Source organism: Micromonospora sp. CMU55-4, assembly GCF_011602315.1.
Classification (GTDB): domain Bacteria; phylum Actinomycetota; class Actinomycetes; order Mycobacteriales; family Micromonosporaceae; genus Micromonospora; species Micromonospora chalcea.
The window spans coordinates 39,272-46,142 of record NZ_JAAOLH010000026.1 but is presented as its reverse complement, the minus strand read 5'-3'; the positions used below and the strand labels follow the sequence as shown (position 1 = coordinate 46,142).

The window sequence follows — 6,871 nt, the reverse complement described above, 5'->3', positions numbered from 1 at the left end:
CCCGGGTTGTCAGCCGCCGGAGTCGTCCAGCTCGGCGCCGTCCGGCGGGGTGTCGTCGTCGCGGCTGGCCAGCCACCCGTCGGGCAGGAAGACCTTGCCCGGGGAGTTGGTGCGGCCGCGCGGCTGGCCGAGGTTCTCCACCGGGAACGGTACGGCCGGGTCGAGCTTGCCGAGCAGGTCGTCGAGCTGCGCCAAGCTCTCGATCATGGCGAGCGAGCGGCGCAGCTCGCTGCCGATCGGGAAGCCCTTCAGGTACCAGGCGACGTGCTTGCGGAAGTCGGTGCAGCCGTCCCGCTCGCCCCGGGCCGGGTTGCGGGCACCGGCCACGAACTGCTCCACCAGCAGCTCGGCGTGCCGGCGCATGGTCACCGCCACCTCGCCGAGCGAGGGCAGCCGCCGCTCGGGGCTGCCGTTGAACGCGGCCTCCAGGTCGGCGAACAGCCACGGCCGGCCCAGGCAGCCGCGCCCGATCACCACGCCGTCCACGCCGGTGTGCGCGACCATCCGCAGCGCGTCGTCGGCCTCCCAGATGTCACCGTTGCCGAGCACCGGCACGTCGAGCGCCGACTTGAGCGTGGCGATCGCGTCCCAGTCGGCGGTGCCGGAGTAGCGCTGCGCGGCCGTACGCCCGTGCAGGGCGACCGCCGCGACGCCCGCGTCCTGGGCCGCCAGCCCCGCCTCGACGTACGTCAGGTGGTCGTCGTCGATGCCCTTGCGCATCTTGACGGTGACCGGCACCCCGGCCGGTGACGCGGCGTCCACCGCGGCCCTGACCAGCCGGGCGAACAGACGGCGGCGCCACGGCAGGGCCGAGCCGCCGCCACGCCGGGTGACCTTGGGCACGGGGCAGCCGAAGTTGAGGTCGATGTGGTCGGCCAGGTCGCGCTCGACCACGATCCGCACGGCGGCGGCGGTGATCTCCGGGTCGGTGCCGTAGAGCTGGAGGCTGCGGGGCTGCTCCTCGGCGCCGAAGGCGATCATGCGGAGCGTCTTCGGGTTCCGCTCGACGAGCGCCCGGGTGGTGATCATCTCGCAGACGTAGATGCCGCCGCCCTGCTCGCGGCAGAGCCGGCGGAAGCCGACGTTGGTGATCCCGGCCATCGGCGCGAGCACCACCGGCGGCCACACCTCGTGGGGGCCGATGGTCAGCGCGGGCAGCGTAGGGGCAGTCACCGACCAAGTGTAAGGAAGGGCCCCTTATTAACGTCTCCGGTAGTGCAGGGGCCCCTTGTTAACAGGGCGCATATCACAGCCGGCCCGCCTCGCGGACGCTCTCCACAGCCGGGCCGGCTGTCCACAGGGTGGGCGAGCGGGCCACAGAAGGATCGGCGGAGCCCGCACGCTGCCGGGCATGCCCGAACAACCACCCGAACTCGGCGACCTGGCGGAACGCCAGCAGCAGATCGTCACGCGGACGCAGCTTCTCGGCGTCGGATACGACGACATGTACCTGTACCGGCAGACCCGGCGCGGCCTGTGGCAGCGCGTGCTGCCGGCCACGTACGCGCTCGTCACCGGCACCCTCACCGACGAGCAACGACGCATCTCGGCGGCGCTCTACGCAGGCGCCGACGCGCAGCTCACCGGCCTGGCCGCCCTGATCTGGTACGGCTTTCGGCACAGTCCGCGCACTGCTGACGTACACCTGATCCTGCCGCACCACGCGCGGCGCCGCTCGGCCGGTCACGCGGTGATCGCGCGGGCCCTGGAGCTTGATCCGCGGGCCCGGCGGACCACGCTCTATCCGGTGTGCTCGCCGGCGCGGGCGGTGGTGGACGCGGCCCGCGACCTGCGCCAGTTGCGGCCGGTACGGGCGACGGTGGCGGAGGCCGTGCAGCGCGGCTTCACCGATCTGGACAGCCTCGACGCGGAGATCCGCCGGGCCCGGCGCAGCCGCACCGCCCTGATCCGGAAGGCGTTCGCCGAAATCACGGACGGGGTCCGCTCCGCGCCGGAGACCGAGCTGCGGGAGTGCCTGGGCGGCAGCGGCGTGCTCGGCGGGATCCTGTGGAACCCGCGGCTGTCGGCGGCCGACGGCACCCGCCTGCCGACGCCGGACGGCTACCTCGCCGACTGCGCGGTGGCGCTGGAGGTCGACTCGCGGGAGTACCACCTCAGCCCGACCGACTGGGCACGGACGCTGGACCGGCACAACGAGTTGAGCCGGTACGGGGTGCTGGTCCTGCACTTCACGCCGGCGCAGATCCGCAGGGAGCCGGGCCGGGTGCGGCGCACGGTGGAGGACGCGTACGCGGCCAGGCGCGGGGTGGGCGCCGCGACCGGCGTACGGGCGGAGCCGATCTCCCCCGGCGACGGGTGTTAAGAAGGGGCCCCTTCTCTACGCGAGGCGTTAAGAAGGGGCCCTTCCTTACAGCAAGGTCAGCAGCCGGGGAGGCGCTCGATCAGGTAGCGCTCGACCTGGTCCAGCGAGACGCGCTCCTGGGCCATGGTGTCCCGGTTCCGGACCGTCACGGCGTTGTCGTCGAGCGTGTCGAAGTCGACGGTGACGCAGAACGGCGTACCGATCTCGTCCTGCCGGCGGTAGCGGCGGCCGATCGCCTGCGAGTCGTCGAACTCGACCACCCAGCGCTTGCGCAGGTCGGTGGCGAGCTGCTTGGCCTTCGGCGACAGCGCCTCGTTACGCGACAGCGGCAGCACGGCGACCTTGACCGGGGCCAGCCGCGGGTCGAAGCGCATGACGGTGCGCTTGTCCACGCCGCCCTTGGTGTTCGGCGCCTCGTCCTCGTCGTACGCCTCGAGCAGGAACGCCAGCACCGCGCGGGTGAGGCCGGCGGCCGGCTCGATCACGTACGGCATCCAGCGCTCGCCCTTGCCCTGGTCGAAGTACGACAGGTCGACGCCGGAGTGCTTGCTGTGCGTGGACAGGTCGAAGTCGGTGCGGTTGGCGATGCCCTCCAGCTCGGCGAACTCGCTGCCGCCGAACCGGAACCGGTACTCGATGTCGACGGTGCGCTTCGAGTAGTGGGAGAGCTTCTCCTTGGGGTGCTCGTAGAAGCGCAGGTTCTCCTCGGACAGGCCGAGGTCGAGGTACCAGTTCCAGCGCTCGGAGAGCCAGTACTCGTGCCACTGCTCGTCGGTGCCGGGCTCGACGAAGAACTCCATCTCCATCTGCTCGAACTCGCGGGTCCGGAAGATGAAGTTGCCGGGGGTGATCTCGTTGCGGAACGACTTGCCGGTCTGCGCGATGCCGAACGGCGGCTTCTTGCGGGCGACCGTCTCGACGTTCTTGTAGTTGACGAAGATGCCCTGGGCGGTCTCCGGGCGCAGGTAGTGCATGCCCTCGTCGCTCTCCACCGGGCCCAGGTAGGTCTTCATCAGGCCGTTGAACATCTTCGGCTCGGTGAAGGTGCCCTTGTTGCCGCAGTTGGGGCAGTTCAGCTCCGTCAGCGAGGTCAGCGGCTTGCCGTGCTTGGCCTCGTACGCCTCTTCCAGGTGGTCGGCCCGGAACCGCTTGTGGCAGGACTGGCACTCGGTGAGCGGGTCGACGAACTCGGCGATGTGGCCGCTGGCCTCCCAGACCTTGCGGGCCAGGATGACCGCCGAGTCGAGGCCGACGACGTCGTCGCGCTGCTGCACCATGGTCCGCCACCACTGCCGGCGGACGTTCTCCTTCAGCTCGACGCCGAGCGGACCGTAGTCCCACGCCGACCGGGTGCCCCCGTAGATCTCGCTGGAGGGAAAGACGAAGCCCCGGCGCTTGGCGAGGCTGGTGACGGCGTCGATACGGTCGGCTGGCATGTTTCCTCCTACGCCGGCTGGCGGTCGGCGCGGTTGAGATGGATAAAACCGGGCTGTTCGGGACAACGGTACGACCGCGTTCGTCCCGAGCCCAGCAGAATACCGGGGGCCGGTCAGCTCACCCCGCAGACCTCCACGCCGCCCGTCTGCTGGTCCGGCGCCAGCGTCACGGTCTGCGCCTCCCGCCGACCGCCGGCCAGCGTGACGTCCACCGGGACGGTGAGCGTGGTGATGTCGACCTCGCCGACCCGGTAGCCGGAGATCTGCGGCTCGGTGGCGACGCGCCGCACGAACTCGGGCCGCGGTTCGCGTCGGCGGAGGTCGTCGCAGAGCGTGTCGTACGCCTTGGACCACTCCCGGGCGACCAGTGCCTGGTAGTAGTCGCTGGTGACGGCCCGGCCCTGCTCGCCGATCGCCTGGGCGTTGCTCACGGCCAGGCCGACCACCGCCGCGCCGCCTCCGCCGCAGCAGATCAGCACGGCGAGCGCGCCCGCGCCGAGGCCGAGCCAGAGCCGGGTCCGCCCGCCCTCGGTGGGCGGGGCGGCGAACGGCGGCGCGGCACCGGGCCCCTGCGGCGGCGCGGGCACCCCGGGGTCCGCCGGCGGCGCGGGCGGAACTGACGACGGGGGTGGTGCGGCCGGTCCGGGAGCGGTCATACGCGCCAGGGTAGTGCCCCGGCACTCACCGGTAAGGACCTGCGGCCCGATCGCTGGCGACGACGACGATCTCACCCTCGGGGGCGGCGCTGGCGAGCGTCTCGTACGCCGACGGCTCGTCCACCGATCGGGCGAGCAGCGGCACGGCGGTGACCTTGACGTCGAACCCGCCGAGCGCCCGCCGGTACGCCCCGACCGACTCCCACTCGGTGAGCAGGCACCAGTGGTCCGGGTCGTCGAGCGCCCGCAGCAGCTCACCGCGCAGGTAGCCGGGGCGGGCGGCGAGCGCGGCCAGCGCGGCGTGCGCCTCCCGGGTGAACTCGTCCACCGTTTCGGCTTCCACCACGAACCGGTTGGTGACCAGCACGGCGTTCCTCCTCGTAGAGTTTGTGGCATGCAGCGTACGCAGAGTCCCGTGCTGTCCCGGCTGGCACGGCTCAACCCGACGGCGGTGTTCCTCGCCGTACTGGCCCTGATGCTGGTCGGCCTCTTCGCGCCCGGCCCGGCGGGCGGCGTCCTGCTGCTGGCGCTGGCCGGCGGCCTGGTGTGGCTGATGTCGGTCACCTGGCCGGTGCAGGCGCCGGCGACCCGGATGTTCCGGCTGGTGATGCTCACCCTGTTGATCGCGGTGGCGCTGGCGAAGCTCATGGTCGGCTGACGTACGGAAGCAGAGCCGAGCTGACCTGCGCTGACATGCAATCATGCGTTTTTGACAATAGTTTTCGTTGTCGCGGACAGTTGAGCCCATGACCGTTCGCGCACCCCGCCGTGTCCTGACCGCCACCGCAACCGCCCTGCTCGCCGCCGCCGGCCTGACCGCCTGCGCGGACGGCACCGGCGCCGCGAGCGAGCCGGGCAAGGTCGGCGTGGTGGCCGCGTTCTACCCGCTGCAGTTCCTGTCCGAGCGGATCGGCGGCGACACGGTCTCGGTCAGCAACCTGACCAAGCCCGGCGCGGAGCCGCACGACCTGGAACTCAACCCGCGGCAGGTCGGCCAGGTCGTCGACGCCGACGTGGTCGTCTACCTCAGCGGCTTCCAGCCGGCAGTGGACGAGGCGGTGGAGCAGAACGGCGGCGACCGCGCGTTCGACGTGGCGGGCGTGACACCGCTGCGCGACGCCGCCGCCGGTGGCCACGACCACGACCACGAGGGCGAGGCCGGGCACTCCGGGGAGGGCGGCGGCAAGGACCCGCACGTCTGGCTCGACCCGACCCGGCTGGCCACCATCGGCGACAAGCTCGCCGAGCGCCTCGGCAAGGCCGACCCGGAGCACGCCGCCGACTACACCGCCCGCGCGGGCGCGCTGCGCGCCGAGCTGACGAAGCTGGACACCGAGTACGCCGACGGCCTGCGCACCTGCAAGCGCCGCGAGATCGTCACCAGCCACACCGCGTTCGGCTACCTCACCGAGCGCTACCAACTGGAGCAGATCGGCATCAGCGGGCTCACCCCGGAGTCCGAGCCGTCGCCGCAGCGCCTCGCCGAGGTCGCCGAGGAGGCCCGCGAGCACCAGGCCGGCACGATCTTCTTCGAGACGCTGGTCAGCCCGAAGGTCGCCGAGACGATCGCGCGTGAGGTGGGCGCGAAGACGGCGGTGCTGGACCCGCTGGAGGGCCCGCCCGCCGACGGCGACTACCTCTCCGCGATGCGTACCAACCTGCAGACCCTGCGAACCGCTCTGGACTGTTCATGACCCCACCCGTGATCGAGATCGCGCACGCCACAGTCGGCTACGACGGCCGCCCGGTGCTGCGTGACGTCTCGTTGACAGTGACCGCCGGCGAGGTGGTCGCCGTGCTCGGCGCCAACGGCTCCGGCAAGTCGACGCTCGTGCGCGCCGCGCTCGGCCTGGTGCCGGTCGGCGCCGGGTCGGTCGCCCTGTTCGGCACGCCGCAGCGCCGCTTCCGGCAGTGGCACCGAATCGGGTACGTGCCGCAGCGGCTCGGCGCGGGCAGCGGAGTGCCCGCCACCGTACGCGAGGTGGTGGCGTCCGGGCGGCTGGCCCGCCGCGGCGTGCTGCGGCCCGCCGGACGGGCGGACCGGGAGGCGGTGGCGGCGGCGCTGGACGCCGTCGGGCTCGCCGACCGGGCCGGCGACCCGGTGTCCACGCTCTCCGGCGGCCAGCAGCAGCGCACCCTGATCGCCCGCGCGCTCGCCGGCGGGCCGGAGCTGCTGGTGCTCGACGAGCCGACCGCCGGGGTGGACGCGGCCAGCCAGGAGGCGTTCGCCGGGGCGCTGCGCTCGTTCCGGGACGGCGGCGGGACGGTGCTGCTCGTCGCGCACGAGCTGGGCCCGCTGCGCCCGCTGATCAGCCGGGCCGTGGTGGTGCACCAGGGCGGCATCGCCCACGACGGCGCCGTGCCGGAACCCGCCGGCCACCACGCCGACCCCGACCACGAGCACGTGCACCCGCACTGCGACGAGGAGCCCGCCCGGCTCTGGACAGGCATCTGAG

General features: G+C 72.5%; 8 protein-coding genes. 4 read left to right on the top strand and 4 right to left on the bottom strand.

The genetic code is table 11. From position 1 onward, the window contains the following. Positions 1 to 9: 9 nt before the first annotated feature. Complete coding sequence (dusB, locus tag HA073_RS29245) at positions 10 to 1,173, bottom strand: tRNA dihydrouridine synthase DusB (RefSeq protein ID WP_069087966.1); 1,164 nt, start codon at positions 1,171 to 1,173, stop codon at positions 10 to 12. A gap of 178 nt (positions 1,174 to 1,351) precedes the next feature. Here dusB and HA073_RS29240 point away from each other — a divergent pair, with 178 nt between their 5' ends. Further along, positions 1,352 to 2,323, top strand: a complete 972-nt coding sequence (locus HA073_RS29240; RefSeq protein WP_113972674.1) for a type IV toxin-antitoxin system AbiEi family antitoxin domain-containing protein — start codon at positions 1,352 to 1,354, stop codon at positions 2,321 to 2,323. Positions 2,324 to 2,379: 56 nt separating this feature from the next. On the opposite strand, the gene HA073_RS29235 is transcribed toward HA073_RS29240, so the two are convergent. From HA073_RS29235 to HA073_RS29225, 3 genes are all read right to left on the bottom strand, one after another. Next, a complete protein-coding gene (locus HA073_RS29235) occupies positions 2,380 to 3,759 on the bottom strand; it encodes a glycine--tRNA ligase (RefSeq protein WP_013475540.1) in 1,380 nt (459 codons plus the stop codon). A 113-nt stretch (positions 3,760 to 3,872) separates the two neighbouring features. Beyond that, the gene (locus HA073_RS29230; RefSeq protein WP_043329042.1) at positions 3,873 to 4,346 is read right to left on the bottom strand and encodes a hypothetical protein; all 474 of its coding nucleotides are present in this window, start codon (positions 4,344 to 4,346) and stop codon (positions 3,873 to 3,875) included. Positions 4,347 to 4,440: 94 nt separating this feature from the next. After that, positions 4,441 to 4,782, bottom strand: coding sequence for an antibiotic biosynthesis monooxygenase (locus HA073_RS29225; RefSeq protein ID WP_030503150.1), 342 nt, complete (start codon positions 4,780 to 4,782; stop codon positions 4,441 to 4,443). A gap of 27 nt (positions 4,783 to 4,809) precedes the next feature. Between HA073_RS29225 and HA073_RS29220 the strand changes: the two genes are divergently transcribed. From HA073_RS29220 to HA073_RS29210, 3 genes are all read left to right on the top strand, one after another. Next, positions 4,810 to 5,073, top strand: a complete 264-nt coding sequence (locus HA073_RS29220) for a DUF6703 family protein (protein WP_030503149.1) — start codon at positions 4,810 to 4,812, stop codon at positions 5,071 to 5,073. 88 nt (positions 5,074 to 5,161) lie between these two features. Then, positions 5,162 to 6,109, top strand: coding sequence for a metal ABC transporter substrate-binding protein (locus HA073_RS29215; RefSeq protein WP_043329040.1), 948 nt, complete (start codon positions 5,162 to 5,164; stop codon positions 6,107 to 6,109). Next, positions 6,106 to 6,870: a metal ABC transporter ATP-binding protein gene (locus HA073_RS29210; RefSeq protein ID WP_030503147.1), complete on the top strand. Its 765-nt coding sequence runs from the start codon at positions 6,106 to 6,108 to the stop codon at positions 6,868 to 6,870. The genes HA073_RS29215 and HA073_RS29210 overlap by 4 nt, the downstream gene beginning before the upstream one ends. Position 6,871: the final 1 nt, after the last annotated feature.

Coding starts and splice junctions, on each gene's coding strand:
- HA073_RS29235 (WP_013475540.1), bottom strand. CDS start 3,759: ATGCCAGCCGACCGTATCGACGCCGTCACCAGCCTCGCCAAGCGCCGG.
- HA073_RS29210 (WP_030503147.1), top strand. CDS start 6,106: ATGACCCCACCCGTGATCGAGATCGCGCACGCCACAGTCGGCTACGAC.
- HA073_RS29240 (WP_113972674.1), top strand. CDS start 1,352: ATGCCCGAACAACCACCCGAACTCGGCGACCTGGCGGAACGCCAGCAG.
- HA073_RS29220 (WP_030503149.1), top strand. CDS start 4,810: ATGCAGCGTACGCAGAGTCCCGTGCTGTCCCGGCTGGCACGGCTCAAC.
- HA073_RS29215 (WP_043329040.1), top strand. CDS start 5,162: ATGACCGTTCGCGCACCCCGCCGTGTCCTGACCGCCACCGCAACCGCC.